Source organism: Corynebacterium pseudopelargi, from assembly GCF_003814005.1.
Taxonomy (GTDB): Bacteria; Actinomycetota; Actinomycetes; order Mycobacteriales; family Mycobacteriaceae; genus Corynebacterium; species Corynebacterium pseudopelargi.
Window position 1 is genome coordinate 538528 of record NZ_CP033898.1, and the last position, 26225, is coordinate 564752.

Consider the following 26225-nt stretch of genomic DNA (forward strand, 5'->3'; position numbering starts at 1 on the left):
TAGTATGTGCGTACATATCTTTGCCCCCGACCCATAAGGATGTTCCATGAGCCAGGGCTTTCACACCGCCGCAATTCACGGTGGCTATCACCCCGACAACCTCTACGGTCCTGTCAACACCCCCATCTACGCATCAACCACCTTTGCCCAAAACGGCATCAATGAGTTGCGTGGAGGCTTTGAATATTCACGCGTGGGCAACCCCACCGTCGCGGCGCTAGAGCGCACCATCGCCGCACTCGAACAAGCCACCTACTGCCGCGTCTTCGCATCCGGCATGGCCGCCACCGACGTAGCATTGCGAGCCCTGCTGCGCCCAGGAAAGCACATGATCCTAGGTCACGACGCCTACGGTGGCACCTTCCGACTCATCGACAAAGTATTCGGCGACTGGGGAGTCGAATTCACCGTCGTCGATACCACCCAACCCAACGCCGTGCGCGACGCCCTCAAAGACAACACGGCCGTGGTGTGGCTAGAAACCCCCACCAACCCCGCCTTGAGCATCACGGACATCGGTGACGTCGTCAAGCAAATCGAAGGCCACAACGCCAAACTCGTCGTAGACAACACCTTCGCCACCCCCTACCTGCAACGACCCCTCGAACTCGGCGCAGACATCGTCCTACACTCGGCCACCAAATACCTCGGCGGACACTCCGACGTCGTCGGCGGCGCCCTGCTCAGCAACGACGCCGAATTCGACGAACTCGTCTACGGCTTCCAAGGCGACGCCGGCGCAATCAGCTCGCCTTTCGACGCCTACCTCACCGCACGAGGAATCAAAACACTGGCAGTACGTATGGATCGCCACTGCGACAACGCCCAAACCATCGCCGAATACCTCGAAGCCGACCCGCGCGTAGCCAAGGTCTACTACCCAGGCCTGCCCTCCAACCCCGGCTACGAGATCGCCAAAAAACAAATGCGACGCCCCGGCGCCATGATCTCCGTGCTCTTCCACAGCGAAGCCGACGCACGCAACTTCTGCCTCAACACCAAACTCATCCTCCTCGCAGAATCCCTCGGCGGCGTCGAATCACTCATCGAACACCCAGCCAGCATGACCCATCAATCCGTCAACGGCTCCACACTCGAGGTGCCGAAAGAACTGGTGAGGATTTCGGTGGGGATCGAAGATATCGAGGATCTGCTCGAAGACATCTCCTCCTCTCTCCAAACTCTTGAGCAAACTTAGGAGGAGAAAAGCCCCAAACTGTGGATAACTAAAGCCCCACTATCCAACCTGTGGATAAGTGGGGCAAAGTTTTTTCTTTTTTTTCGCGCCTGGCGGCTTAGCCGCGGTCGACGCGCTGGTTGTGCAGCGCGCGTTGTTGCTCGGCGTTGCCTTCGGCAATCACGCGTTTGAGGCCGGCGGGCAGGGAGCGTTCGAGGAATGCAGCGGAGCGCTGTTGCCCTTCTTCGGTGGTGTCCCAGCCGGGGAAGAGGCCGGTCACTGTCACCAGTGCCACCTCGGAGGACATGGCTTGCCAGAGATCCTCGGCGCGATCGTATATGGCGTAGTTGAGCTGGCTTAGCGCGTGGGTAGATGCCGGTGCGCGCAGGCCTTCAATCTTGTGGCGTCGATACAGGTTGGACATGGCATTGTCCGGGTCTACGAGTTCTTCGAACGTAGCCTGCTTGACGTGAGCATCGGGTTGCGCGGCTTCTGCCTTGATGGCAAAAAGTTTGGCCGCAGAAGTCGGGTCCGATTCCAGCAGCGCGTTGATTCGACGCTTCACGTCTTCGCCTTGAATAAAGCCATTGGCGATCAGGGCGATCAGCAGTTGCCAGCGCAGGTCGGTATCGACGATCACGCCTGGGATGCTGGTGGTGTCGTCGGCAAGCAATTGCTCAAAGATTGCAGCGGTGGATTCCGAAACCTGAATATTGGCCAAAGTTAGGAGGAAGGAGAGCTGGCGGTCGCTGCCCGGCGCTGCCTGCTTCGCCCCATCCAAACAAATGCGTTCAAGCTGCGCATTGCCGTGCTCGCGTGCCCAATCTTTATCGGCGTAGGCGTGCAGGGCGCGGCGGGCTTGCATGAGTACGCGTTCGAGCACGGCGATGTGGGTTTCGGCTGGGGCGCCGCGTTCGACGAGTGCGAGGAAGTCGCGGGCGCGCATATCGCCGGCGCGGGTGGCTTCCCATGCGGCTGACCAGCACAGGGTGCGTGGCATGGCGTCGTCGATCTTGTCGATGTTGTTCAACACGAAGCCTTGCGAAGCCTGATCAAGCTGCATCAGGCAGTAGGTGAGGTCGTCATCATTGACGAGCACCAGATCCGCCACCTCGCATCCAACGAGTTCGGGCACGGGGGTCACAGCGCCTTCGACATCTACTTCGACGCGCTTGAATCTGCGCACCTGATCGCCTTCGAGGCGGTAGAGGCCAACGGCCACGCGGTGGGTGCGCAGTTCGCCGGCGCCGGGGGCGGCGGGGCCTTGGTGGATTTCGAAGCTCGTATACTCTCCTAACTTTTGCTCAAAGTTAGGAGAGAGGGGGTTGACGCCGGTGGTCTTGAGCCATTGCCCGGCCCAGCCGCTGAGGTCCCTGCCCGAGGCGCTTTCGAGTGCTGCGAGTAGGTCGTCGAAGGTGGCGTTGCTGTAGGCGTGTGTGGCGAAGTGTTGGCGTACGCCTGCGAAGAAGGCTTCGCGGCCGACGTAGGCTTGGAGTTGTTTGAGTACGGATGCGCCTTTGGCGTAGGTGATGCCGTCGAAGTTTTGCTCGACGGTTTCGATGTCGCCTGCGTCTGCGGTGATGGGGTGTGTGGTGGGGAGTTGGTCTTGTTGGAGTGCCCAGGATTTTTCTACGTTGGCGAAGGTGACCCAGGCGTTGGTGTATTCGGTGGCTTCGGCTTGGCTGATGGCTGCTGACCAGGTGGCGAAGGATTCGTTGAGCCAGAGGTCGCCCCACCAGCGCATGGTGACGAGGTCGCCGAACCACATGTGGGCCATTTCGTGCAGGATGGTGTCGCAGCGGCGTTCGTAGCGGTATTCGGTGACTTTGGAGGAGAAGACGTATTCGTCGCGGAAGGTGACTGCGCCGGCGTTTTCCATGGCGCCCATGTTGAATTCGGGTACGAAGAGTTGGTCGTATTTGCCGAATGGGTAGGCGATGCCGAAGTGGGCGTGGTAGTAGTCGAAGCCCTGTTTGGTTTCTTTGAATAGCTTGTCGACGTCCAAATGTTGCGCAAGCGAGGCGCGACAGAAGATCGACATGGGGATCTCAAGGTTCTCCGGCTGATCTTCGGGCGTGGTGTCGTAGCGGGTGAGTGTGCCTGACCAGGTATCGGAGACTTCGTAGTAGTCGCCTGCGCATACGGCGACGAGGTAGGTGGATAGGGGATAGTCGATGCGCGAGCGGTGCACGCTGTGATCGCCGGCTTCGGTGATCTCGGCGGCGGCGTTGCTGATGACCTTCCAGTGCGAAGGCGCGGTGATTTCAAAGTCGTAGGTGGCTTTGAGGTCTGGTTGATCGAAGCAGGCGAACATGCGCTTGGCGTCCGCGGTTTCGAACTGGGTGTAGAGGTAGACCTTGTCGTCTTCAGGATCAACGAAGCGGTGCAGGCCCTGCCCGGAATTGGAATAACGCGCGGTGGCTTCGATCATCAGCTCGTGGGCGCCTGCACGCAGATCCAGGGAGATGCCTTCTGCTTCCTGGTAGGTGCCATTTTTGCGTGGCACGGCGGCGTCGGTGATGTCGACGTCGTCAAGCACGACACGGTGGACGTCCTCGGCGCGCAGGTCGATAAAGGTGCTGCCATCTTCTAAGGCTTCGAAGGACACTAACGTGCGCGAAGGAAAGGTCTTCTCCGAGGCTGTGAGATCGAGGCTGACGTGATAATTACTAACGCTGAGCAGCGCAGCGCGCGCCTGGGCTTCTGCTTGGGTGAGATTAATCGAAGACACCTTTGTGCTTCTCCTCCTACAATTGGTTTCACATTCCCCTCCTAACTTACGCAAGGAATTACAAGGAGCACCATGAGTGAAAAAGTAACGTTCTGGTTCGATGCCACCTGCCCATTTTGTTGGATCACCTCCCGGTGGATGAAGGAGGTAGAACAAGTCCGCGACGTGCAGGTGCAGTGGGTGCCGATGAGCCTCGGCGTGCTCAACGAGGGTCGCGATGAACTGCCCGAGGCATATCGCGAGCACATCAAGGCCGCCTGGGGCCCTGCCCGCGTGGCCACCATCATTGCGCTGCAAGCACCTGATCGCCTGGACGATTACTACACCGCGATTGGCACCAAGTTGCACAATGAAGGCCAAGGTGGACAAAGCGGTTTCGGTGCCTATGACGAGGTGATTGCCACGACCCTCGATGAGCTCGGCCTCGACCCAAGTTTTGCGCAGGTGGCCAATACGCAGGACGTCGACAAGCAAATGCGCGAATTCCACCAGCAAGCCATGGACGCGGTGGGCAACGATGTGGGCACACCCGTGCTCAAACTTGGCGACGCAGCCTTCTTCGGCCCCGTGCTCACGCGCATCCCCAAGGGCGAGGAGGCCGGCAAGCTTTTCGACGCCTCCGTCACCCTCGGCAACTACCCCCATTTCTTCGAACTGAAGCGCTCACGCACCGAAAACCCCCGATTCGACGCGTAGGATAACCCCCATGCGTGTATATCTCGGAGCGGACCATGCAGGGTTCGAAACAAAAAATGCCATCGCCAAGCACCTCGAAGCCCAAGGCCATGAAGTCATCGACTGCGGCGCCCACGAATACGACGCCAACGACGACTACCCCGCCTTCTGCATCGACGCCGCCACCCGCGTTGTCGCAGACCCAGGCTCCCTCGGCATCGTCCTCGGCGGCTCCGGCAACGGCGAACAAATCGCAGCCAACAAAGTCAAAGGCGCACGCTGCGCACTCGCCTGGTCGCCCGAAACAGCCAAACTGGCACGCGAACACAACAATGCCCAACTCATCGGCATTGGTGGGCGGATGCACTCCGAGGAAGAAGCGCTCGCCATCGTCGACTCCTTCCTAACTTCTGCCTGGAGTCAGGAGGAGCGGCACCAGCGTCGCATCGATATCCTGAGCAAATACGAAGAAGACGGCATCCAGCCCGAGGCCTAAAGCCAAAAAAAGAAAAAAGATTCGGCCACTTATCCACAGTGTGGGTAAGTGGCCGATGGTTATCCACAGATTCTGGAGTCGGGGAGCGCAAAGTTTAACTTTCTTCCCCCTCCTAACTTTCTGCGAAAGTTAGGAGGGTTTGCGGCCTTGAGCCCGCTGCTCGACCCACGCTTTAATTTCCTCGGAATTCCAAAGCGTTAGTCCATGAAGTTTTGCGGTTGGGGCTGGTGCTCGGCCTCGTCCCGCGTAGCTGGTGAAGGTGCCGCGGGCGGTGCCGGAATATTCGGCGCAGTCCACGGCCGTCCAGAGTTCGATACCGGTGTCCGCGTCAATGATCTTCGGTGTCATGCTACATATAGTAGGGCGCTTATTGAAAAAAGGGTACTCGCCCTGCTCATGGCCATTATTACCCTGAACTGCACTTTTGCAGCTTTTAGCGCTTAGTGTTGAAGCCTTTAATGACAAAACCTCCGGCCGATTGTGCTCGGTCGGAGGTTGTTGTTTTGAGGGAATGACGGGAATCGAACCCGCGTCTTCAGCTTGGAAGGCTGAGGTATTAGCCACTATACGACATTCCCATCGGCTTGCCTTGCCTGCTGAGTAACTCTAGGTTGCTTGCCCTATCGGGTGCAAGCTGCATCTGTAAACCTCCCATTTACCTGCGTTTTTATAAAAGTTAGGAGGGGCGATTCAGTAGTTTCGCCTTTGTCTGTGTACACTGCTGAACCAGGCCTTGTTAGGGCTTCACGGGACGTGGCGCAGCTTGGTAGCGCACCTGCTTTGGGAGCAGGGGGTCGCAGGTTCAAATCCTGTCGTCCCGACAAAGGTCCCTCCATTGCTTTTAGCGTGGGGGGATTTTCAACGAAATCAATTTGAGCAGGAGTGTGACTCGTGAAGAGTTCCGTCGAAAAGCTGAGCGAGACCCGCGTCAAGCTCACCGTAGAGGTTCCCTTCGAGGAGCTGAAGTCGGAAATCGACCAGGCGTATGCCGCTTTATCGCAGCAGATCAACATCCCCGGCTTCCGCCGTGGCAAGGCGCCGCGTCAGCTTATCGACGCCCGCGTAGGCCGTGGGCCAGTGCTCGAGCAGGTCGTCAACGACATGCTTCCCTCCCGCTACCAGCAGGCTTGTGAGGAGCACGAGCTCGCTGTGGTTGGTCAGCCCAGCATTGACATCACCAAGATTGAAGACAATGAGCTCGTTGAGTTCACTGCCGAGGTTGATATCCGCCCCGAGATCAAGGTGCCGGACTTCTCCAAGATCGAGGTGACCGTGCCGGCGCTGAAGATCGACGACGAGGCCGTCGACAAGCAAATTGATCAACTCCGCGAGCGCTTCGGTGAGCTCAAAGACACCAAGCGCAAGCTGAAGACCAACGACTTCGCCGTCATCGACCTCTCCGCCACCGTTGATGGCGAAACCATCGACGAGGCCACCACCGAGGGCATGTCCTACCAGGTTGGCTCCGATGACCTGATCAAGGGCCTCGACACCGCCCTGCGCGGCCTGAAGACCGGCGAATCCGCCGACTTCACCACCAAGCTCGAAAACGGCGAGCACGCTGGCGAAGAAGCCACCGTCACCGTGACCGTGCAGCAAACCAAGGAGCGCAAGCTGCCCGAACTGGACGAGGAATTCGTCCAAATGGCCTCCGAATTCGACACCGTCGAAGAGCTTCGCGAAGCCACCAAGGAGCAGGTCGAGCAGCAAGCAAAGACCACCCAGGCCGGCGCCATCCGCGACGAAGTGCTCAAGGCAGCCCTTGCCGAAACCGACTTCGAACTGCCCCAGGGCGTCGTCGACGAGCAGGTACACGCACAACTGCACCAGATCCTCGGCCAATTCGGCGGCGACGAGAAGATGCTCAACTCCATCCTCGAAGCCCAAGGCATGGACCGCGAAGAGTTCGACAACAACAACCGCAAGAACTCCGAAGAAGCCGTGCGCACCCAACTCTTCCTCGACGCAGTCGCCGAAGAAGAGCAGCCCGAGGTCAGCCAACAGGAACTCACCGACCACATCCTGTTCACCGCCCAGAGCTACGGCATGGACCCCAACGAGTTCGTCATGCAACTCCAACAGTCCGGCCAAATCGCCAACGTCTTCGCAGACGTCCGCCGCGGCAAAGCACTCGCAGCCGCCATCTGCCGCACCAGCGTGACCGATGAGGACGGCAACAAGGTGGATCCCGCCGACTACTACGGCGAAGAAGAAACCGAAGAATCCTAATTTCTTAGCAAACTTAGGAGGGGTTATCCACAGATTGAGCTAAATCCGCGCGCTAACCCCAAGTTATCCACAGACCCACGCCCTCCAGCGTGGGTCTGTGTTGCGTTAAGCCTCAACATCGACTGAGAATGCAGCCATGTTGATTTCGGGGGCGGTTGAAATTTTTGCTTCGCGCGGCGTTGAGGTGGCGCGGTTTTTCTACGAGCAGCAGCAATCGGGGCGGAAGCGATCGGAGATCGCGGCTGCAACAGGGCTGACTGAGTCGTGGGTAGGTAGTGTCTTGGCTTTGGGTAAGGTGCTGTTCGGCTTCAGCGAATCTCCCATGTTGCGCGAACGCGCCATCGCGATTGCTGAAAGAAATCTCCTCGGCATCGAGGTGTTGAAGGCCATTAATGCATCGGTGCGTTCTTTGACGGCCGCGAGCAGTTTGGGCCGTGAGGAATTGCGCCTTGAGCTTTATCAATGGGCAGAAGGCAGAAGTGTCGCAGAGGTCAAGGCGCACGCCACGGCGCGGGTGCGCGAGCTCAACGGCGAAGAGCACACCCCTTGGCGACGCTCCTTAAGAATCTCCGCCACAGCCGACGCCAGCGGCCAGCGTCACATGCACCTTTCGCTTGCCGACGCCACCATGGCCGACATCGAATCCACACTGCACCGCCAGACCCGCGGCCTGCGCAAACGCGACCCCAGCCTCAGCCACTTCCAAGCCATGGCCGATGCCGCCACCTCCCTCCTAACTTCCGGCCAAAATCAGGAGAGGCAGGAACAGCGCCGGCCGATGGTGATCATCCCCATCACCGGCGCCCGCCACGCAGAACACGGGCTGCTATCCACCACCGACGGCGCTCAAATCCACTTCTCTGAGCTTGCCGACGCCCTCCTGCACGACCATGGCCTGGCGCTTTTCTATGGTGAAAATGCCACCACCGGTGTGCCGGAACCCGTTGGCATCGTGCCTTTCGAACCAATTCACGACAATCCAGATCGCTACGCCAACAACACCCAGCGACTGGTAGCGCAAGCAGACCAAGTCCTGTGCGCAGATCCCGAATGTCACCGGCGCGCGGTGAATTGTCAGTTGCACCATGTACAGGCGGCGTCGAAAGGCGGAAAGACGAGCCAAGAAAACCTCGTCGCGGTATGCGCCACGCACCACGGCAGCAATGACGACGACCCCGAGCGGCCGCGCAACGGGCGCTATGAGCGCTGCCCGCGCACAGGAAAAGCGGGGCACAAGGCCCCAGGGGCAGGGCAGGTTCGCAGCAATCCTCGCCCCGCTGTAGAAAATTCAGGCAGAGCCATCGCACACCGAATGTTCGAAGAATATCGAAATGACCCGGCCTGGCAAGAACTCGCCAACAACAAGATGCGCGCACTCATCCAGAGGCTGGAATGAACAAGGCTCGCTGTTAGCGAACAGGCAACACCGAATGGCGGTGGGAGAGGTAACGTAGGTGCCATTCGATCGCCTCCCTCCTAACTTTTGGGCGGAGGCAGGATGTGATGAAGGAGAAACCCACCAATGTCTGATCTCACCCCCAAAGCACAGGGTGGCGCCGGCATGAATCTCAGCGATTCTGTTTATGAGCGTCTACTTCGCGAGCGCATTATCTTCCTAGGAACCGACGTGAATGACGAGATTGCGAACAAGCTGTGTGCGCAAATCTTGCTGCTGTCGGCCGAGGACCCCACCCGCGATATTTCCCTGTACATCAATTCCCCTGGTGGTTCGGTCACCGCCGGCATGGCAATTTACGACACGATGCGGTATTCCCCATGCGATATCGCTACTTACGGCATGGGCCTGGCCGCGTCGATGGGGCAGTTCCTGCTTTCTGGCGGCACCAAGGGTAAGCGCTTCGCGCTGCCGCATGCCCGCATTATGATGCACCAGCCTTCTGCCGGCGTTGGCGGCACCGCGGCCGATATCGCCATCCAGGCAGAACAATTTGCCCAGACGAAGCACGAATTGGCTGAGCTGATTGCGGAGCACACTGGCCAAACCTTCGAACAGATCACGAAGGATTCTTATCGTGACCGCTGGTTTACCGCCCAGCAGGCCAAGGAATACGGTCTGGTCGACTACGTCATCGAAACCGCCCAAAAGCCGCTGGCAAACTAAGGCAGGAGAATCAACATGAACCAAAACGGTATGCAAATGCCCCAATCGCGCTACGTCCTGCCTTCCTTCATTGAGCAGTCGGCGTACGGCACCAAAGAAACCAACCCTTACGCGAAGCTTTTCGAAGAACGCATCATCTTCCTAGGAACCCAGGTCGATGACACTTCCGCCAACGACATCATGGCGCAGCTCTTGGTGCTCGAAGGGCTCGATCCCGACCGAGAGATCACCATGTACATCAACTCTCCCGGTGGATCCTTCACCTCACTGATGGCCATCTACGACACCATGCAGTACGTTCGCCCCGACGTGCGCACCGTCTGCCTGGGCCAGGCCGCCTCTGCAGCAGCAGTGCTGCTAGCTGCAGGTGCGCCCGGCAAGCGCGCTTGCCTTCCTAACTCGCGCGTATTGATCCACCAGCCTGCTACCGAAGGCACCCGAGGCCAGGTATCTGACCTGGAAATCCAGGCCAAAGAAATCGAGCGCATGCGCGTGCTGATGGAAAACACGCTGGCGCGCCACACCGGCCGTAGCGCGGAGCAGATCCGCGAAGATACCGATCGCGATAAGATTCTCACCGCTGAAGAGGCAGTGGAGTATGGCATCGTTGATCAGGTTTTTGATTATCGCAAGATGAACGGCTAGGGATTTTCCTTGGCGTTTGTTTCCCCTCCTAACTTTCTTCGAAAGTTAGGAGGGGAAATTTGACGTAAGCACTAGAGTGTTTCTTAAACCTCCCGGCTTCTTCGACCTTCGGATTGGAAGTTTCTTCTTTTTATGACTCGTATTCAGGAAAGCGCTGATTTGCTCAAGTGCTCTTTTTGCGGCAAAAGCCAAAAGCAGGTGAAGAAGCTGATCGCCGGTGGCGGTGTGTATATCTGCGATGAGTGCATTGAGTTGTGCAATGAGATCATCGAGGAGGAGTTGGCCTCCGGCGCTGGTGAGCAGCGCGATTCGGATGATCGTTTGCCGCGTCCTTCTGAGATTTCGGCGTTTTTGGATAAGTACGTGGTTGGCCAGGATGAGGCGAAGCGTGTTTTGGCTGTGGCCGTCTACAACCACTACAAGCGTGTGCGTGTGTTGGAGTCTGGGCGACGTCCGAATGAGGACGATGCTGAGCTGCAGAAGTCGAATATTTTGATGTTGGGGCCTACGGGTACGGGTAAGACGTATTTGGCTCAGACGCTCGCTAAGCTTCTCGACGTCCCGTTTACCATCGCTGACGCCACTTCCTTGACCGAGGCCGGCTACGTTGGCGAGGACGTGGAAAATATCGTGCTGAAGCTCTTGCAGGCTGCTGACTTCGATGTGCAGCGCGCCCAGCGCGGCATTATCTACATCGATGAGGTGGATAAGATTTCGCGCAAGTCGGACAACCCCTCGATCACTCGAGATGTCTCTGGCGAGGGTGTGCAGCAGGCGCTGTTGAAGATTCTCGAAGGCACCGTTGCATCCATCCCTCCACAGGGTGGCCGCAAGCATCCGAACCAGGATTTCATCCAGGTTGATACTTCCAATGTGTTGTTCATCGTCGCTGGTGCGTTCGCTGGTTTGGAAAAGGTCATTGCTGAACGACGCGGCAAGCGCGGCATTGGTTTTGGCGCTGAGTTAGGAGAGGGCCAGCACAATCCCGATGCGGTGGATTTCCAGGAGGTTCGCCCTGAGGATTTGGTGAAGTTTGGCCTGATCCCCGAATTCATTGGTCGTCTGCCTGTGGTGGCCACGGTGCGTGATCTTGATGAGCCCGCCTTGATCCGTGTCCTCACCGAACCAAAGAATGCTTTGGTCAAGCAGTACAAGCGCCTTTTCGAGCTTGACGATGTTTCCTTGGAATTCGAAGAAGAAGCACTTGCAGTGATCGCCCATAAGGCGGTTGAACGTGGCACGGGTGCGCGTGGTTTGCGCGCAATCATGGAAGAAATTCTCGTGCCCGTCATGTACGACATTCCGGACCGCGAGGATTTGGAGTCGGTGATCATCACCGCCGAGGCTGCGAGGGGCGAGAGCGAACCGAAGCTTGTCCAGCGTGGCGAGGCAGAGAAAACCGCCTAAGGCGTAGAGACGACTCAGGGCCGTTGCAGCATTGCTGCAACGGCCCTTTCTCCTAAATTTCCTAGAAAGTTAGGAGAAGAGGTCGGAGGAGATTTCGTAGTCGCCGGACTTCTCCGCTTCCTCGTCCTCCCGCTGCTCGGCCCCGCTGAGGTAGCTGGTGGCGGAGGTGGTTTTGAGGGTGGAGGTTAAAAAGGCGAGGACGGCGTCGATGGCGAGGCGGTTCATGCCTTGGGTGTTTTCTTCGTCCATCATGTCGATGCCGTAGAGGTTGATGGTGGTGGAGCGGGAGTTGATGCGGAAGACGGCGAGGGAGGCGATGAGGGTGAATACGTCTTGGGCTGAGATGCCGGGGCGGAATGCTCCGGAGTCTTGGCCGAGCATGAGGAGTTTGTCGAGTTGCAGGGTGATGGCTGATTGGTCGGATAGGGGTGTGGCTTCGGCGATTTTGCCGTAGTGGTGGAGGTTTTCCATTTGGAGCATGCGTACTGCTTCGGGGTTGGCCACGTAGGTGCGGTAGACGGCGTCGACGACTTTTTTTACTCCGTCGACGGGTACGGCTGATTCGAGTTGCATTTCTTCGGCGCTTGGGCGGAGTCTTTGGACGGCTGTTTCGAGGCAGCGGCGGTAGAGGCCTTTTTTGTCACCAAAGTGGTAGTGAATCATGCGCTTGGACATGCCGGAGGTTTTGGCGATTGCTTCGAGTTTGGCGTCTGAGAAGCCCTTGGCGGAGAACATTGCGAGTGCGGTGTCGAGCACGTCTTCTGGTGTGACATTTTCGTTGTGTACCTGCTGATTGGCGTTTTTCTTCTTGTCGCCGTTGCCCGTCACTGCTTTTTGCCTCCTGTGTACTCGCGTTTCGCATTGCAATCGTTAGAGTTGCAAGGTTTGCTCTTCATTGATCCTAAAGATGTGGGGTGCGATTGTCCTCAACTGTGACATGTGAGTCATCTGAAGCTTGGCTTTTATGTCCTTTTGGGGGTGGTTTGCGCCGCGCTGCTGCCAGGATTGAGCTTGTGTGTTCAGTCACGTGTGAGATATTCCGCAGGGGCTTGACCTGCGCTGAAGCGGAATCTTTAGGGCATGCAATCGCTTTGCGCGTTACCCTGGTGGGCGATGGTTGTCGCGGCGTTGATGGTGCTGCGAATCTCAAACAATACTTCTTGAAGGAGTTGCACACATGAATGATGTGAAAAAGGTTGCCGTTACTGGCGCTGCTGGCCAAATCGCCTACTCGCTACTGTGGCGCATTGCCAATGGCGATGTGTACGGCAAGGACACCCCGATTCACCTCCAGTTGCTCGAAATTCCTGAAGCAGCCACCGCTGCCGAGGGCGTGGCCATGGAGCTGCTCGACTCCGCCTTCCCGCTGTTGCGTGGCATCACCGTCACCGATGACGCCAACAAGGCTTTCGACGGCACCAACGCAGCTTTCCTCGTCGGCGCGAAGCCGCGCGGCAAGGGCATGGAGCGCTCCGATCTTCTTGCCGCCAATGGCAAGATCTTCGGCCCCCAGGGCCAAGCGCTCAACGATAACGCCGCTGATGATGTGCGCGTCCTGGTCGTCGGCAACCCCGCCAACACCAATGCGCTGATTGCCCAGCACGCCGCCAAGGACATCCCTGCGGAGCGCTTCAACGCCATGATGCGTTTGGATCACAACCGCGCCCTTTCTCAGCTTGGCCAAAAGTTAGGAGTGGAGACCACCGAGATCGAGCACCTCGCCGTGTGGGGCAACCACTCTGCAACGCAGTTCCCAGACATCAGCTACGCCACCGCTGGGGGCGAGAAGATCGTCGACAAGCTAGAGCATGACTGGTACGTCAATGAGTTCATTCCGCGCGTGGCTAAGCGTGGCGCGGAGATCATTGAGGTGCGCGGCAAGTCTTCGGCCGCTTCGGCCGCCTCTGCTGCGGTTGATCACATGCACGATTGGATCAACGGCACTGAGCGCTGGGCATCGGCGGCCATTCCTTCCGATGGCTCCTATGGTGTGCCGGAGGGCTTGATCTTCGGTCTGCCCACCGTTGCTCGCGATGGCAAGTGGGAGGTCGTTGAAGGCCTCGAGCTCAACGATTTCCAGCGTGAGCGCATCGCGGCCAATGTGAAGGAATTGCAAGAAGAGCGCGAGGCTGTGGCTGAGCTTCTGAAGTAAAACTTTCCTTCTTTCTCAAGCGCTCGTGGGCCTGTGCCTGCGGGCGCTTTTCTCCTAACTTTTGGCAAAAGTTAGGATAGGGGAGTGACTGCCAACATTGATGCTTCGAATCCATCCGACCCCGCTACCCGCCTGCCAAAATCTTGGGTGCCCCAAGACCACGAGGCTGATCTGTATCAGTCGTGGGTAGATGCGGGTTATTTCACCGCCGACGCCAGCAGTTCGAAGCCGGCGTTTTCCATTGTGTTGCCGCCGCCGAATGTGACTGGCCAGTTGCACATGGGTCATGCTTTGGATCATGCGTTGATGGACGCGATGGTGCGTCGTAAGCGTATGCAGGGCTTTGAGGTGCTGTGGTTGCCGGGTATGGATCATGCTGGCATTGCTACGCAGTCGAAGGTTGAGGCGATGTTGAAGGAGCGCGAGGGTAAGTCCCGTTGGGATTATTCTCGTGAGGAGTTCATTGAGCATGTGTGGGCCTGGAAGCGCGAGTATGGTGGCACGATTGGTCAGCAGATGCGTGCGATTGGCGATTCGGTGGATTGGTCGCGTGAGCGTTTCACCTTAGATGAGGGTTTGTCTCGTGCGGTGCAGACCATCTTCAAGCAGATGTTTGATCAGGGCCTGATTTATCGCGATTATCGCTTGATTAACTGGTCTCCTGTGCTTGAAACTGCCGTTTCGGATATTGAGGTGGTGCACAAGGACGTTGAAGGTGAGTTGGTCTCGATTCGCTATGGTTCGCTTGTCGACGATCAACCCCACGTCATCGTTGCCACTACGCGCGTAGAAACGATGCTTGGCGACGTCGCCGTGGCCGTTCACCCCGATGATGATCGCTACCGCGAGCTGGTCGGTACCAGCCTGCCACACCCCTTTATTGAAGGCCGTGAGCTGAAGATCATCGCCGATGACTATGTCGATCCAGAATTCGGCACCGGTGCGGTGAAGATCACCCCGGCCCATGACCCCAATGACTACGCCATGGGCCAGCGCCACGACCTGGACATGCCCATCGTGATGGATGCCAAGGGCCGCATCGCCGATACCGGCACTGAGTTCGATGGCATGGATCGCTTTGAGGCTCGCGTGAAAATCCGCGAGGCTTTGGCTAAGCAGGGTCGCATTGTTAAGGAGGTGCGCCCCTATGTGCACGCCGTTGGTCACTCGGAGCGCTCCGGTGAGCCCATCGAGCCCCGCTTGAGCTTGCAGTGGTTTGTCAAGGTAGAGCAATTGGCCAAGATGGCCGGCGATGCTGTGCGCGAGGGCGATACCACCATCCACCCGTCAAGTTCTGAGCCTCGCTACTTTGACTGGGTAGACGATATGCACGACTGGACCATTTCGCGTCAGTTGTGGTGGGGCCACCGCATTCCCATCTGGTACGGCCCTGATGGTGAAGTGGTCTGCTGCGGCCCAGACGAGCAGCCCCCGGCTGGCTACGAGCAAGACCCGGACGTGTTAGACACCTGGTTCTCCTCAGCTCTGTGGCCTTTTAGCACCCTTGGCTGGCCGGATAAGACCCCGGAGCTAGAGAAGTTCTATCCCACCTCGGTGCTCGTTACCGCATACGACATCCTGTTCTTCTGGGTTGCTCGCATGATGATGTTCGGCACCTTCGCAGGCCTGAACACCCCCGAGCTGCTTGGTGATGGCAAGGATGGCCGCCCTCAGATTCCTTTCCACGATCTCTTCTTGCACGGCCTGGTTCGCGATGAGCATGGCCGCAAGATGAGCAAGTCGCTTGGCAATGGCATTAACCCCATGGACTGGGTGCGCGACTACGGTGCCGATGCTTTGCGCTTTACGCTCGTGCGTGGCGCGAACCCCGGCGTGGATTTGCCGGTGGGCGAGGACGCAGCGCAGAGCTCTCGTAACTTTGCCACCAAGCTCTTTAACGCCACCAAGTTCGCCCTGCTCAATGGTGCTCGCACCGGTGAGCTGCCCGCACGCGAGGACTTAAGCGATGCCGACCGCTGGATCCTCGATCGCCTCGAGCAGGTGCGCCAGCAGGTGGATGATTACTTAGATCGCTATCAATTTGCCAAGGCTAATGAGCTGCTCTTCCAGTTCACCTGGGGTGAATTCTGCGACTGGTATCTCGAAATTGCCAAGGTGCAAATCCCGCGCGAGGGTGAAAGCGTCCAAGGCGAGAACACCAAGATCGTGTTGGGCAATGCCCTCGACGCCATCTTGCGTCTGCTGCACCCCTCCATGCCTTTTGTTACCGAGGTGCTGTGGAAGGCCCTCACTGGTGAGGAATCCCTCGTGGTGTCTCAGTGGCCGGGTGCAGAGCACACCAATGGTGGAGCTGCCAGCGATGAGCGTGCAGCCAAGCGCATGGACGATGTGCAAAAGCTCGTCACCGAGCTGCGCCGCTTCCGTTCGGATCAGGGCGTGAAGCCTTCTCAGCGTGTGCCCGCTCGCATTGACTTCGCAGCCGCCGACCTTGAGCAGCAGGCAGCCCTGGTGCGCTCCCTTGCCCGCGTGGACGAGCCCGAGGATGGGTTTGCTGCCAGCGCGAGCATCGAGGTTCGCCTTGCAGAAGGCCCGCTTGAGGTGGCGTTGGATACGTCGGGGACCGTCGACAAGCAAGCAGAGCGCAAGCGCCTAGAAAAAGACCTTGCCGCAGCTGAAAAGGAAGTCGATACCACCGCCAAGAAGCTCGGTAATGAGAACTTCCTGGCCAAGGCTCCTGAGGCCGTGGTGGAAAAGATTCGCCAGCGTGCGAAGGTGGCTCAGGATGAAGTCGAGCGCATTTCCGCGCGCTTAAAGGAGCTTGCATGAGCGAAGTTGAACTCGACGCCACCGGGCTTTCCTTGCCTATCGACGTCAACGATAAGCACGTCGAGGTGCCCAGCGAAGAGATCACGCAAGAAGATCTAGCGGCCCTTGCAGCAGTGGAGGCCGAACTTGATCAACGCTGGTCTGAAGTAAAAATCGACCCCACCTTGGATCGCATCCAGGCCTTGATGGATTTACTCGGTAATCCCGAGCGCGCCTACCCGGCAATCCACATTGCCGGTACGAATGGCAAAACCTCCACGGTGCGCATGATCGAGTCGCTGCTGCGCGCCTTTCACCGGCGCACTGGGCGCACCACCAGCCCCCATCTGCAGCTTGTAACCGAGCGCATCGCCATTGATGGCCAACCCATTCATCCGCGCGATTATGTGCGCACCTGGGAAGAGATCAAGCCCTATGTGGAGATGATCGATGCCAAATCGGAGGCCGAAGGCGGGCCGAAGATGAGCAAATTCGAGGTGCTTAGCGCCATGGCCTATGCAGCCTTTGCCGACGCGCCCGTCGATGTGGCCGTGGTGGAAGTGGGCATGGGTGGGCGTTGGGATGCCACCAACGTGATCTCCGCCGATGTTGCCGTGATCACCCCAATCGGTACTGATCACACCGAATACTTAGGAGAGACGATCGAGGAGATCGCGGCGGAAAAAGCGGGCATTATCAAGTCGCGCTGGGATGCCGATGATCTGCTCACGCCTCCGGAAAATATCGCCATCGTGGCCGATCAGGATCCGGCTGCGATGCGCGTGATTTTGGAACAAGCCGTCTCCGTTGACGCTGCCGTGGCTCGTCTCGGCCAAGAATTTGGGGTCGTTGAATCCCAGATTGCCGTGGGTGGCCAACAGCTCACGCTGCGTGGCCTCGCCGGCGATTATGAAGATATCTTCTTGCCACTATCCGGTGCGCACCAAGCGCGCAACGCTGCCGTGGCCCTGGCTGCCGTGGAGGCCTTTTTTGGCGCAGCCCCAGGCAAGCCGCTGGATCTGAATACCGTCCAAGAAGGTTTCGGCACCGTTTCTTCTCCAGGGCGCCTAGAGCGCGTGCGCACCACCCCGAGCATCTTCGTTGATGCCACCCACAATCCTCATGGTGCCAAGGCTTTAGGAGAGGCCCTTGACCGCGACTTCGAGTTTTCCAGGCTCGTCGGTGTGGTGGGCGTGCTGGGTGATAAAGATGCCCGCGGCGTGCTCGAGGCCCTAGAGCCTTATCTTGCCGAGGTGGTCTGCACCCAAAACTCCTCGCCTCGGGCTTTAGAGGCCGAGGAACTTGCCGAATATGCCCGCGAGGTTTTTGGCGAAGAACGCGTCCACGTCGAGCCCTACTTGCCCGGTGCAGTAGAGCTGGCGGTGGAATTGGCCGAAGATACCGATATTCAATCCGGTGCCGGTGTGATCATTACTGGCTCGGTGGTCACCGCCGGGGAAGCCCGCACGCTGTTTGGAAAGGACCCCGCATGAGCAAGTCCGAGCAACCCATCGAATACGGCCCGCTAGGCCCAGGCCATGCTCCGGCCAAGGACCCGATGAAAGGCCTGAGAGGGGTCATGGCAGGCACCATGATGATGGAGTCGATCTCCTTTTATCTGGTGCTCACCGTGATCCTGCGCGTTGATGGCGGAGCCTACTGGACCACCTTCAACTGGGTGTACGTCACCGCCGTTGCCACCGCAATGCTGCTGCTGAGCTTTATGCAGCGCTTTTCCTGGGCTGTAAAGGCCAATATCGGCATCCAAGTCTTTGCACTGCTTGGCTTCTTTGTGCACGTCTCCATGGGCATCATGGCCATCATCTTTATCGCCGTGTGGTGGTATTTGTTCTACTTGCGCAAGAACTTAATTGAGCGCATGAAGCGTGGCCTGCTTACCACCCAGCACATGTAGCTGATAAAGCCTGTAGAAGCCTTCCTCATTGCAGGAAGGCTTTTACTTTAGGAGCAGCCGTTTTCGCCTATATCAAACTTTTAGCTCACCCCAAAAGACACATGTTGCGTTTTAGTAAATGTTTGGATTTGCAGGTGTGTGGGCGGAAAAACGCCACGTCAGAAGCTGCTAAAACCCAAGCGCCTGCAAACAGTTTCATACGCATCGATGCGCCAGGGGGTTTTCGCAGGCACAGCGGTTTTTTCAGCGCCTTAAACCAGCTTTAGTCTTTTGGGCGGTGGAGGTAGCCCGCTGAAACCGAGCGCGGGTGTAACCGAGTGCTCCACATCTCAAGGGAAAAGGCACAAGCACAAGCATGGAAAAAATCTCCAGTTCCCCCAAAATCCCAGAGCCAAAGGGTGGCCACAAAGACCGCTCCCACTGGCTCTACATCGGCGTAATCATCGCCGTGATCGCAGGCATCATCTTCGGACTCGTGGCACCGGACGCCGCCAAGGGCTTCAAAGTGCTCGGCACCGCATTCGTGCATCTGATCGTCATGATGATCCCCGCGGTGATTTTCTGCACCATCGTGCTCGGCATCGGCTCCGTTCGCGCCGCAGCCACCGTGGGCAAAGCAGGCGGCTTGGCGCTTGCCTACTTCATCACCATGTCCACCTTCGCGCTTGCCGTAGGCCTGGTGGTAGGCAACCTCATCCAACCCGGCTCCGGATTAAATATCGAGGCCTCTAGGGGAGCCGCCGATTCCCTCGTGGCAAAGAATGCCGCCGAAAGCCACGGCACCATCGACTTCCTGCTGGGTATTATCCCCACCACGATCTTCTCCTCATTTACCAGCGGCAATATCCTGCAGGTGCTCTTCGTGGCCTTGCTTACCGGCTTTGCTGTGCAGTCCATGGGCAAGCGTGGCGAGCCCATCCTCGGTGCCATCGCACACCTGCAGCGGCTTTCCTTCAAGATCCTCAACATGATCCTCTGGCTCGCCCCCATCGGCGCTTTTGGTGCCATCGCCGGCGTGGTTGGCCAAACGGGTATTGAATCCGTGAAGCAGATGGCCATCCTCATGGTCGCCTTCTACATCACCTGCTTCTTGTTTGTGTTCGTGGTGTTGGGGCTGATCTTGAAGATCTTCGCCGGCTTTAACATCTTCAAGCTGGTCAAGTACCTAGCCCGTGAATTCCTGCTGATCGTGGCCACCTCCTCATCTGAATCGGCCCTTCCTAACTTGATGCGCAAGATGGAACACGTGGGCGTGGACAAGTCCACCGTCGGCATCGTCGTGCCCACCGGCTACTCCTTCAACCTCGATGGCACCGCCATCTACCTCACCATGGCCTCGATCTTCATTGCCGATGCCATGAACAAGCCCATGGACATGGGCGAGCAGATCGCACTGCTGCTGTTTATGATCATCGCCTCCAAGGGTGCCGCAGGTGTGACCGGTGGTGGCCTAGCTGCGCTGACCGCCGGCCTGCAATCGCATCGCCCCGAGCTTCTCGACGGCGTGGGCATCATCGTCGGCATCGACCGCTTCATGTCCGAGGCCCGTGCGCTTACCAACTTCTCCGGCAACGCCGTTGCCACCCTGCTGGTAGGCAAGTGGACCCACACCGTGGATCGCCAGCGCGTCTACGACGTGCTCGACGGCAAGATTCCTTATGAGGAAATGCCCGATGACACCCACGTAGATATGCACAACCCCACCGTGAGCAACGACCCGGCAGGCCAATTGCAACCAACGCCGCAGGTAGACATCGACAAATACAGCCACTAGCTGCCCATAGCAAGCACCCTCAAAGGATCGCACTGATCCTTTGAGGGTGCTGCGCTTCGTGGAAACGCTACTGCGTGCTCATCATGCCCACAGCAACAGCCAAATCTTCCCAGCTCATGCCGGTGCCTTTGAATACGCGCGGCTTGGTGTAGTCCACCTCGACCTCGCCGAGCACCAAATCCTTCAACGTGCGAAGCTCAGATTCGGCCAACGCACCGTCCTCAATCGCCATCACCACGTCGCCGGCTTCGCGCAGGGCAGTGGTCACATCTTCGACCACCACGAGCGAACGCCCCATCAATTCGGCCGGTACTTCACGACGATCAGTCTCATGGGAACCGATAGCCAAAACGCACACATCATCGCGCACATCTGCGGCCTCAAACAGGGCAGAGCCAGCAGAAGTAGCGCACACGATCACATCGGCGTCGCGAATATCGGAGACCTCGCCAACACGCGCCTGAATGCCCATCTGCGCCAACTCTTCCACGGCAGCCTGCGCCTTTTGTGCATCGCGGCCAAGCAGCACGCACTCGCGCACCTCACGCAAATCCGCCAGCGCACGGGCATGGCCAACCCCCTGCGGGCCGGTGCCAAACACCACCAGCTTGTCCACCGCGCCGGGTGCCAGCAGCTTCGAGGCCGCGAGCGCACTGACGGCGGGCGTGCGAATATTGGTCAGCGCCACACCGTCGATCATGGCTTGAAGCTGCAACGTTTGGCCGTCGAAAAGCACATAGGTGCCATCGATCCTGGGCAAATCAGTGTTGCCGGGAGCCAAACCAATGATTTTCGCGCCAGCCCAACCGGGGATGGAGGCGGGCATGGAAAGGATTTGGCCGGCTGGCACGGCGGTGATGCTGCGCGCTGGATCCTCGGCCGGTTCCACTCCTGATTTTAGGGCGGAAGTTAGGAGGGAAAGGGCGCGGGCGGGCGAGATCGTTGCTTGAACCTCTGCATAATCAAAAACCTTCATGCCTTACCTTTCTACCTGTGCTCGCGGTTTGCTCGGCACGCGCGCTCGCATCTCGGCGTTGGGCAGGGCGGGTGCGGGAAGCCACGCAGGCCCTTTGCCCTGGTAGCCCTCGAAGCTGCCAAAGCGGGGGTCTTGGTGCTGCCATTGTTCGCGGTAGCGTGCGATTTCTTGGTGGCTGCGGCCGATGAAGTTCCACCACATGACGAAGGGCTCTTCAAAGGGTTCGCCGCCGAGGATGACGATGCGCGCCTGGTGATCGCCGGTGTTGTTGATGGTGCAGTGATCTTCGCCAATGCCCATATAGGCCAGCTCGGTGGGGGCGATGTGTTCGCCTTCAATGTCAATGCGGCCGGTATCAACGAGCACGCCGTGTTCGAATGTTGGGTTGAGTTCGAGGCGGAGTGTGGCCTTTGGGTTGAGCACGATTTCGGCGCCGAGCAGGGGAGTAAAGGTCTGCACTGGGGATTCTTGGCCTAGTAGGGAGCCGAGGAATACGTGGGCGTAGCCGCAGTCGAGTTCGGTGCGTGGCACTTTGTACACGTCGAGGCGGCGGCTGCTGTCGCGGTGTTCTTCTGGCAGCACCGTCCATAGTTGCACCCCGTGCAGGCGTGTGGATTGGGATACTTCGGAGTGTGAGATGCCGTGGCCGGCGGTCATGATTACCAGGTCGCCGGGGTGGACGATGGCGTGGTTATTGCCGGCATCATCGTGTTTAATTTCACCTTCGAAAAGCCAGCTCACCGTTTGCAGCCCGGTGTGTGGGTGTGGGGGCACGTCCATGGTGAGTTCATCGGGGCCGTAGTGATCGGCAAAGCACCAGGCGCCGATGGTGGGGCGTTGCCTGTGCGGCAGCGTGCGGTGGACGGTCATGGCGCGTGGTCCGCCGAGGGGGACTTTGCGTGAGGTGATGCGCTCGATTGCGGTCATGGCATCATTATTGCGCTTTTCGACGTTCGGGGGTAGCCACCGAAGCTTTGTTTCGGTTGCTTTGGCTAAAGTAACTGAACATGACTGAACGTACCCTGATTCTGATTAAGCCCGATGGTGTTGAGCGCGGTCTGGTAGGCGAGATCCTCGCCCGCATTGAGCGCAAGGGCCTCAAACTGGCCGCTTTGGATCTGCGCGTGGCCGACCGCGAAACCGCAGAAAAGCACTACGCAGAGCACGCCGATAAGCCCTTCTTTGGTGAGCTCGTGGAGTTCATCACCTCCGCGCCGCTGATCGCCGGTGTGGTGGAAGGCCCTCGCGCCATCGAGGCTTGGCGCCAGCTTGCCGGTGGCACCGACCCGGTATCCAAGGCAACCCCAGGCACCATCCGCGGCGACTTCGCCCTTGAGGTGGCCTCCAATGTGGTCCACGGCTCCGATTCCGAGGAATCCGCTGCCCGCGAGATCAGCATCTGGTTCCCGAACCTCTAAAGCAGCAATCTTTTTGCACACCCCACGGCACCACCAATTTTTCAAGGTGGTGCCGTTTGGCATTGTTGGGCAGGGGGTATGGAAGAATACGGGGGAAAGCTTTGATGCTTCGCTCCACCTGTTGTGTGTACGCAGGCGAGATCGCAGAACATCACGCTTGAGTTTTTCCATTACAACTACAACAACACGGCACCTGCGCGGCGGCGGCGATCAACCACAGTGCATCGTTCAGCGCCCGGGACGCCGAAGAGATGAAAGAAGGCTAAAGGCACGTGGCTCAAGGTAAACCAGGTCGCCCAAGAACTCGCCCTGAACCCAAGGCGGTAGACCCACAGCAAGTTGCAGCAAAAGCCAAGCAATTCGATCGTGAAGGCATCGAAGAAAAAACTCGCGTCTGGGCCTTGGCCCGCGAGCTTGATGCCACCTCCCCCTATGTGGTTGAGGCTTTGCACGCCATCGGCATTGTCAAGGTGGCCCAAGCAGCACTCACCCCGGCAGAAGTAACCCGTTTGCTCGATCACCTTGCAGGCGATGGGCACACACCCGGCGATGACGATAAATTGCGTCACCGCGTGGAAAAGAACGTAGAAAACGAAATCGAGCAGATCAAGCAAAAAGTTGATCGCGAACTCGAAGCAGAGGTCGTCACCCCACCGGAGCAGGCGCCGATCATTGCCCCGGCTGAGGTGGAAAAGCCTGCCCCTGTCGCTGCCGCCATCCCGGTGTTTATGCCGCCGCAGCCACTTGAGGTGGTAGAAGAAGCCGAGGAAGAAGACGAAGACACCGCAGCAAAGAAGCGTCGCCGCGGCCGCCGCGGAACCGGACGTGGGCGTAAACAAGAAGAGCGCAGCGAAGAAGTCGAGCAGATTGAAGAGCCCAAAGCCATCGCGGGCTCTACTCGCCTGGAAGCCCAGCGCCGCCGCCGCGCAGAGATGCGCGACGAGCAGCGAAAGAAGCGCCATATCGTTTCCGAAGCTGAGTTCCTCGCGCGACGTGAATCCGTAGAGCGCACCATGGTGGTGCGCGAGCGCGAGCGTACAGATCACCCAGGAACGGTGACCCAGGTGGGCGTGCTAGAAGATGGCATGCTGGTTGAGCACTTCGTTACCAGCGAAACGCAGGCCTCGATGGTGGGCAATATCTACCTCGGGCGCGTGCAAAATGTGCTGCCCTCGATGGAGGCCGCATTCATTGATATCGGCCAGGGGCGCAACGCCGTGCTCTACGCCGGTGAAGTCAATTGGCGTTCCCTAGGCCTTGGTGGCCGCGGGCGCCGAATTGAACAAGCCTTCCACCCAGGCGATCAAGTCCTGGTGCAGGTATCCAAGGACCCAGTGGGCCATAAAGGCGCGAGATTGACCATGCAGGTTTCCTTGGCCGGGCGCTACCTCGTCTACGTCCCCGGTGGGCGTTCTGCGGGCATTTCGCGCAAGCTGCCGGCAGGGGAGCGCTCGCGTTTAAAGAAGATCCTCAAAGAAGTCATGCCGGCACATGGTGGAGCCATTATCCGCACCGCCGCCGAAGGCGTGCATGAGGATCAAATCGCAGCCGACGTCAAGCGCCTGGATACGCTGTGGAACCAGCTTTCCCAGCGTGCCGAAACGCAGCGCGAAGCCAAATCCTCGCAGCCTGTCACCCTCTATGAAGAGCCGAACATGCTGGTCAAGGTGGTTCGTGACCTCTTTAACGAGGACTTCCACAAACTCATCGTGGATGGCAAACGCTCCTGGAATACCGTGCACGCCTATGTGCAGTCCGTGGCACCAGAACTACTGGAGCGCCTCGAGCACTTCGACCGCAGCGAACATGATGGTCGCGATGCATTCGAGGAATACCGCGTAGATGAGCAAATCAAAAAGGCGCTCTCGCGCAAGGTATGGCTACCATCCGGCGGCACCCTGGTGATCGACCGCACGGAAGCGATGACAGTGATCGACGTCAACACCGGCAAATTCACCGGCGCTGGCGGCAATCTGGAAGAAACGGTTACCCGCAACAACCTCGAAGCCGCAGAAGAGATCGTGCGCCAAATGCGCTTGAGGGATCTCGGCGGCATGATCGTGGTGGACTTCATCGATATGGTCTTGCCTGAAAACCAAGACCTCGTGCTGCGCAGGCTCACCGAAGCCCTCGGGCGCGACCGCACCCGCCACCAAATCTCCGAGGTGACCTCACTCGGCTTGGTGCAGATGACCCGCAAGCGCTTGGGCACCGGGCTGCTTGAAACATTCACTACCGAATGTGAGCACTGCGAAGGCCGCGGCGTGATCATCCACGATGACCCCATCGAGGAAGTAGAAGAGCCGAAGAAGGCCCGCAAGAAGCACGATCATGGCGTGCGCCACCAGGATCCCAAGCGTCACCCCGCCGTGGTGGCCATGCACAAGGAAGAAGAAGACAAGCCCACCCTTGAAGAGCTCGCCAGCGCCGTCGTGCTGGTAGAAGATGACGCAGAGCAGGAGGAACAAACTACGAAGCGTTCCAAGCGCAAGCGCCGCGGCAACCGTCGCACCCAGCGCAGCGAAGCTCCAAAGGCCAGCGCCGAGGAAATTGCTCACGCCGCTTTGGATAAGGCCGAGGCAGAAGAGCCCGATGAGCCTTCAGGCCGCGATCATTTGCCTGGCACCTACGAGGAGGCGAAGCAGCAATTTGAAGCCTCCCCGAGGCGCAAGCGGCGCGTGCGTGGCAATTCCCGCTCAGACCACGAGCCAAAGCCTGAAGATTTTAAGCCGGACACCCCCGAGCCGAAGGTTGCTGCCCCAACTCCGCAGGAGGAGCACACCCCGGAGGTGAAGGTGGTTTCGCGCAAGGGGCGTCGTCGCGCTATTCGACGCAGCCAGCCCCAGCAGGCAGCGCGCCCGCAACAGCAAAGCCCTGAGCAGGAAAAGCCCGAAACTTCCCAGGTGCAGCACCCCCGGCGGGGCCGTCGGCGTGCGACGCGCAGGGCACGTCGATAAGCCAAGTTTGGCAATCGGCTGTGCTAAAGGGTAGTCTTTGACAGTCGCTGTTTTGCGCAGGTTTGTGCCTGCGCGTTGAACAGCTTAGGAAACCAATAAACACCATTCAGGCGGCTGGAATATCACCGGATGCCTGAGCCGAGTAGAGATTAAGGGGTAGCCCTCGTATGTACGCGATCGTCAAGACCGGCGGCAAGCAGTACAAGGTTGCCGAAGGTGACCTCGTCAAGGTCGAGAAGATCGAGGGTGAGCAGGGTTCGACCGTTGCACTCACCCCGATCATGCTCGTCGACGGCGCCGATGTGACCACCAAGGCCGATGAGCTCGCTAAGGTGAGCGTCAACGCTGAGATCGTCGAGCAGGTCAAAGGCCCGAAGATCAAGATCCTGAAGTACAAGAACAAGACCGGTTATAAGAAGCGCCAGGGACACCGCCAAAAGCTGACCCTGCTGAAGATCACCGGTATCAAGTAAGCCACACGGCCTTACGCAAGACCTTTTTAGGAGGGAAACCACATGGCACACAAGAAGGGTGCATCCAGCTCCAGCAACGGCCGTGACTCCGAGGCAAAGCGCCTAGGCGTCAAGCGCTTCGGTGGCCAGCGCGTGAACGCAGGTGAAATCCTCGTTCGTCAGCGCGGTACCAAGTTCCACCCCGGCGAGAACGTCGGCCGTGGCGGCGACGACACCTTGTTCGCGCTCAAGGCAGGCTCCGTGCAGTTTGCCACCAAGCGCAACCGTCGCACCGTGAACATCGTTGAGGCCGTCGAGGTCTAAACGCTTCAC

General features: G+C 58.7%; 22 protein-coding genes and 2 tRNA genes. 18 read left to right on the forward strand and 6 right to left on the reverse strand.

Translation table 11 applies throughout. The features are described from left to right. Positions 1 to 46: 46 nt before the first annotated feature. On the forward strand, positions 47 to 1198 hold the full coding sequence (locus tag CPPEL_RS02575; protein ID WP_123959673.1) for a cystathionine gamma-synthase: 1152 nt from the start codon (positions 47 to 49) through the stop codon (positions 1196 to 1198). 97 nt (positions 1199 to 1295) lie between these two features. Here the strand turns inward: CPPEL_RS02575 and pepN are convergent, their stop codons facing one another. After that, positions 1296 to 3908 carry an aminopeptidase N gene (gene pepN, locus CPPEL_RS02580; RefSeq protein ID WP_123959674.1) on the reverse strand — a complete coding sequence of 871 codons (2613 nt, stop codon included), beginning with the start codon at positions 3906 to 3908 and terminating at the stop codon, positions 1296 to 1298. 72 nt (positions 3909 to 3980) lie between these two features. Between pepN and CPPEL_RS02585 the strand changes: the two genes are divergently transcribed. Both CPPEL_RS02585 and CPPEL_RS02590 read left to right on the forward strand, forming a co-directional pair. After that, complete coding sequence (locus CPPEL_RS02585; protein ID WP_123959675.1) at positions 3981 to 4604, forward strand: mycothiol-dependent nitroreductase Rv2466c family protein; 624 nt, start codon at positions 3981 to 3983, stop codon at positions 4602 to 4604. A gap of 10 nt (positions 4605 to 4614) precedes the next feature. After that, positions 4615 to 5079: a ribose-5-phosphate isomerase gene (locus tag CPPEL_RS02590; RefSeq protein WP_123959676.1), complete on the forward strand. Its 465-nt coding sequence runs from the start codon at positions 4615 to 4617 to the stop codon at positions 5077 to 5079. A gap of 129 nt (positions 5080 to 5208) precedes the next feature. On the opposite strand, the gene CPPEL_RS02595 is transcribed toward CPPEL_RS02590, so the two are convergent. Together CPPEL_RS02595 and CPPEL_RS02600 are read right to left on the reverse strand one after the other, a co-directional pair. Then, entirely contained in the window at positions 5209 to 5427 is a 219-nt protein-coding gene (locus CPPEL_RS02595) for a helix-turn-helix transcriptional regulator (protein ID WP_123959677.1), read from the reverse strand. 158 nt (positions 5428 to 5585) lie between these two features. Continuing rightward, positions 5586 to 5657: transfer RNA gene (locus CPPEL_RS02600), tRNA-Gly, on the reverse strand. A gap of 169 nt (positions 5658 to 5826) precedes the next feature. On the opposite strand from CPPEL_RS02600, the gene CPPEL_RS02605 reads away from it, so the two are divergent. The 6 genes from CPPEL_RS02605 (at position 5827) to clpX (ending at position 11482) form a co-directional block, all read left to right on the forward strand. Further along, positions 5827 to 5900: transfer RNA gene (locus CPPEL_RS02605), tRNA-Pro, on the forward strand. A gap of 70 nt (positions 5901 to 5970) precedes the next feature. Next, positions 5971 to 7308, forward strand: coding sequence for a trigger factor (tig, locus tag CPPEL_RS02610; RefSeq protein WP_123959678.1), 1338 nt, complete (start codon positions 5971 to 5973; stop codon positions 7306 to 7308). Positions 7309 to 7444: 136 nt separating this feature from the next. Further along, the gene (locus tag CPPEL_RS02615; RefSeq protein WP_123959679.1) at positions 7445 to 8704 is read left to right on the forward strand and encodes an HNH endonuclease signature motif containing protein; all 1260 of its coding nucleotides are present in this window, start codon (positions 7445 to 7447) and stop codon (positions 8702 to 8704) included. Between the two features lie 126 nt (positions 8705 to 8830). Next, positions 8831 to 9430 carry an ATP-dependent Clp protease proteolytic subunit gene (locus CPPEL_RS02620; protein ID WP_123959680.1) on the forward strand — a complete coding sequence of 200 codons (600 nt, stop codon included), beginning with the start codon at positions 8831 to 8833 and terminating at the stop codon, positions 9428 to 9430. A gap of 15 nt (positions 9431 to 9445) precedes the next feature. Then, positions 9446 to 10075, forward strand: a complete 630-nt coding sequence (locus CPPEL_RS02625) for an ATP-dependent Clp protease proteolytic subunit (RefSeq protein WP_123959681.1) — start codon at positions 9446 to 9448, stop codon at positions 10073 to 10075. 132 nt (positions 10076 to 10207) lie between these two features. After that, entirely contained in the window at positions 10208 to 11482 is a 1275-nt protein-coding gene (clpX, locus tag CPPEL_RS02630; protein ID WP_123959682.1) for an ATP-dependent Clp protease ATP-binding subunit ClpX, read from the forward strand. 69 nt (positions 11483 to 11551) lie between these two features. On the opposite strand, the gene CPPEL_RS02635 is transcribed toward clpX, so the two are convergent. Continuing rightward, entirely contained in the window at positions 11552 to 12238 is a 687-nt protein-coding gene (locus CPPEL_RS02635; protein ID WP_425453819.1) for a TetR/AcrR family transcriptional regulator, read from the reverse strand. Between the two features lie 421 nt (positions 12239 to 12659). On the opposite strand from CPPEL_RS02635, the gene CPPEL_RS02640 reads away from it, so the two are divergent. From CPPEL_RS02640 to CPPEL_RS02660, 5 genes are all read left to right on the forward strand, one after another. Continuing rightward, positions 12660 to 13634, forward strand: a complete 975-nt coding sequence (locus CPPEL_RS02640; RefSeq protein WP_123959683.1) for a malate dehydrogenase — start codon at positions 12660 to 12662, stop codon at positions 13632 to 13634. Between the two features lie 84 nt (positions 13635 to 13718). Continuing rightward, positions 13719 to 16421 carry a valine--tRNA ligase gene (locus CPPEL_RS02645; RefSeq protein ID WP_123959684.1) on the forward strand — a complete coding sequence of 901 codons (2703 nt, stop codon included), beginning with the start codon at positions 13719 to 13721 and terminating at the stop codon, positions 16419 to 16421. Next, a complete protein-coding gene (gene folC, locus CPPEL_RS02650) occupies positions 16418 to 17893 on the forward strand; it encodes a bifunctional tetrahydrofolate synthase/dihydrofolate synthase (protein ID WP_123959685.1) in 1476 nt (491 codons plus the stop codon). Before CPPEL_RS02645 ends, folC begins: the two co-directional genes overlap by 4 nt. Then, positions 17890 to 18315 (forward strand): DUF4233 domain-containing protein, encoded by a 426-nt coding sequence (locus CPPEL_RS02655; protein WP_123959686.1) that lies wholly within the window; start codon positions 17890 to 17892, stop codon positions 18313 to 18315. The genes folC and CPPEL_RS02655 overlap by 4 nt, the downstream gene beginning before the upstream one ends. 355 nt (positions 18316 to 18670) lie before the next feature. After that, the gene (locus CPPEL_RS02660; RefSeq protein WP_123959687.1) at positions 18671 to 20089 is read left to right on the forward strand and encodes a cation:dicarboxylate symporter family transporter; all 1419 of its coding nucleotides are present in this window, start codon (positions 18671 to 18673) and stop codon (positions 20087 to 20089) included. Between the two features lie 67 nt (positions 20090 to 20156). Here the strand turns inward: CPPEL_RS02660 and CPPEL_RS02665 are convergent, their stop codons facing one another. Together CPPEL_RS02665 and CPPEL_RS02670 are read right to left on the reverse strand one after the other, a co-directional pair. Next, positions 20157 to 21065 (reverse strand): ornithine cyclodeaminase family protein, encoded by a 909-nt coding sequence (locus CPPEL_RS02665; protein ID WP_123959688.1) that lies wholly within the window; start codon positions 21063 to 21065, stop codon positions 20157 to 20159. A 3-nt stretch (positions 21066 to 21068) separates the two neighbouring features. Then, positions 21069 to 21992, reverse strand: a complete 924-nt coding sequence (locus CPPEL_RS02670; RefSeq protein WP_123959689.1) for a pirin family protein — start codon at positions 21990 to 21992, stop codon at positions 21069 to 21071. Positions 21993 to 22072: 80 nt separating this feature from the next. Between CPPEL_RS02670 and ndk the strand changes: the two genes are divergently transcribed. From ndk to rpmA, 4 genes are all read left to right on the forward strand, one after another. After that, positions 22073 to 22483, forward strand: a complete 411-nt coding sequence (ndk, locus tag CPPEL_RS02675) for a nucleoside-diphosphate kinase (RefSeq protein ID WP_123959690.1) — start codon at positions 22073 to 22075, stop codon at positions 22481 to 22483. Between the two features lie 374 nt (positions 22484 to 22857). Continuing rightward, positions 22858 to 25440, forward strand: coding sequence for an Rne/Rng family ribonuclease (locus CPPEL_RS02680; RefSeq protein WP_245990528.1), 2583 nt, complete (start codon positions 22858 to 22860; stop codon positions 25438 to 25440). A 167-nt stretch (positions 25441 to 25607) separates the two neighbouring features. After that, complete coding sequence (rplU, locus tag CPPEL_RS02685; protein ID WP_123934923.1) at positions 25608 to 25913, forward strand: 50S ribosomal protein L21; 306 nt, start codon at positions 25608 to 25610, stop codon at positions 25911 to 25913. Positions 25914 to 25955: 42 nt separating this feature from the next. Beyond that, positions 25956 to 26216, forward strand: coding sequence for a 50S ribosomal protein L27 (gene rpmA, locus CPPEL_RS02690; protein WP_123959692.1), 261 nt, complete (start codon positions 25956 to 25958; stop codon positions 26214 to 26216). The last annotated feature ends 9 nt before the right edge of the window (positions 26217 to 26225 follow it).

What these genes read in the sequence shown, in the direction of transcription:
- CPPEL_RS02665 (WP_123959688.1), bottom strand. Translation starts at nt 21,065, where the DNA reads ATGAAGGTTTTTGATTATGCAGAGGTTCAAGCAACGATCTCGCCCGCC.
- rpmA (WP_123959692.1), top strand. Translation starts at nt 25,956, where the DNA reads ATGGCACACAAGAAGGGTGCATCCAGCTCCAGCAACGGCCGTGACTCC.
- CPPEL_RS02575 (WP_123959673.1), top strand. Translation starts at nt 47, where the DNA reads ATGAGCCAGGGCTTTCACACCGCCGCAATTCACGGTGGCTATCACCCC.
- CPPEL_RS02585 (WP_123959675.1), top strand. Translation starts at nt 3,981, where the DNA reads ATGAGTGAAAAAGTAACGTTCTGGTTCGATGCCACCTGCCCATTTTGT.
- CPPEL_RS02660 (WP_123959687.1), top strand. Translation starts at nt 18,671, where the DNA reads ATGGAAAAAATCTCCAGTTCCCCCAAAATCCCAGAGCCAAAGGGTGGC.
- CPPEL_RS02640 (WP_123959683.1), top strand. Translation starts at nt 12,660, where the DNA reads ATGAATGATGTGAAAAAGGTTGCCGTTACTGGCGCTGCTGGCCAAATC.
- ndk (WP_123959690.1), top strand. Translation starts at nt 22,073, where the DNA reads ATGACTGAACGTACCCTGATTCTGATTAAGCCCGATGGTGTTGAGCGC.
- CPPEL_RS02670 (WP_123959689.1), bottom strand. Translation starts at nt 21,992, where the DNA reads ATGACCGCAATCGAGCGCATCACCTCACGCAAAGTCCCCCTCGGCGGA.
- rplU (WP_123934923.1), top strand. Translation starts at nt 25,608, where the DNA reads ATGTACGCGATCGTCAAGACCGGCGGCAAGCAGTACAAGGTTGCCGAA.
- folC (WP_123959685.1), top strand. Translation starts at nt 16,418, where the DNA reads ATGAGCGAAGTTGAACTCGACGCCACCGGGCTTTCCTTGCCTATCGAC.
- clpX (WP_123959682.1), top strand. Translation starts at nt 10,208, where the DNA reads ATGACTCGTATTCAGGAAAGCGCTGATTTGCTCAAGTGCTCTTTTTGC.
- CPPEL_RS02615 (WP_123959679.1), top strand. Translation starts at nt 7,445, where the DNA reads ATGTTGATTTCGGGGGCGGTTGAAATTTTTGCTTCGCGCGGCGTTGAG.
- CPPEL_RS02655 (WP_123959686.1), top strand. Translation starts at nt 17,890, where the DNA reads ATGAGCAAGTCCGAGCAACCCATCGAATACGGCCCGCTAGGCCCAGGC.
- CPPEL_RS02595 (WP_123959677.1), bottom strand. Translation starts at nt 5,427, where the DNA reads ATGACACCGAAGATCATTGACGCGGACACCGGTATCGAACTCTGGACG.
- CPPEL_RS02620 (WP_123959680.1), top strand. Translation starts at nt 8,831, where the DNA reads ATGTCTGATCTCACCCCCAAAGCACAGGGTGGCGCCGGCATGAATCTC.
- CPPEL_RS02625 (WP_123959681.1), top strand. Translation starts at nt 9,446, where the DNA reads ATGAACCAAAACGGTATGCAAATGCCCCAATCGCGCTACGTCCTGCCT.
- CPPEL_RS02590 (WP_123959676.1), top strand. Translation starts at nt 4,615, where the DNA reads ATGCGTGTATATCTCGGAGCGGACCATGCAGGGTTCGAAACAAAAAAT.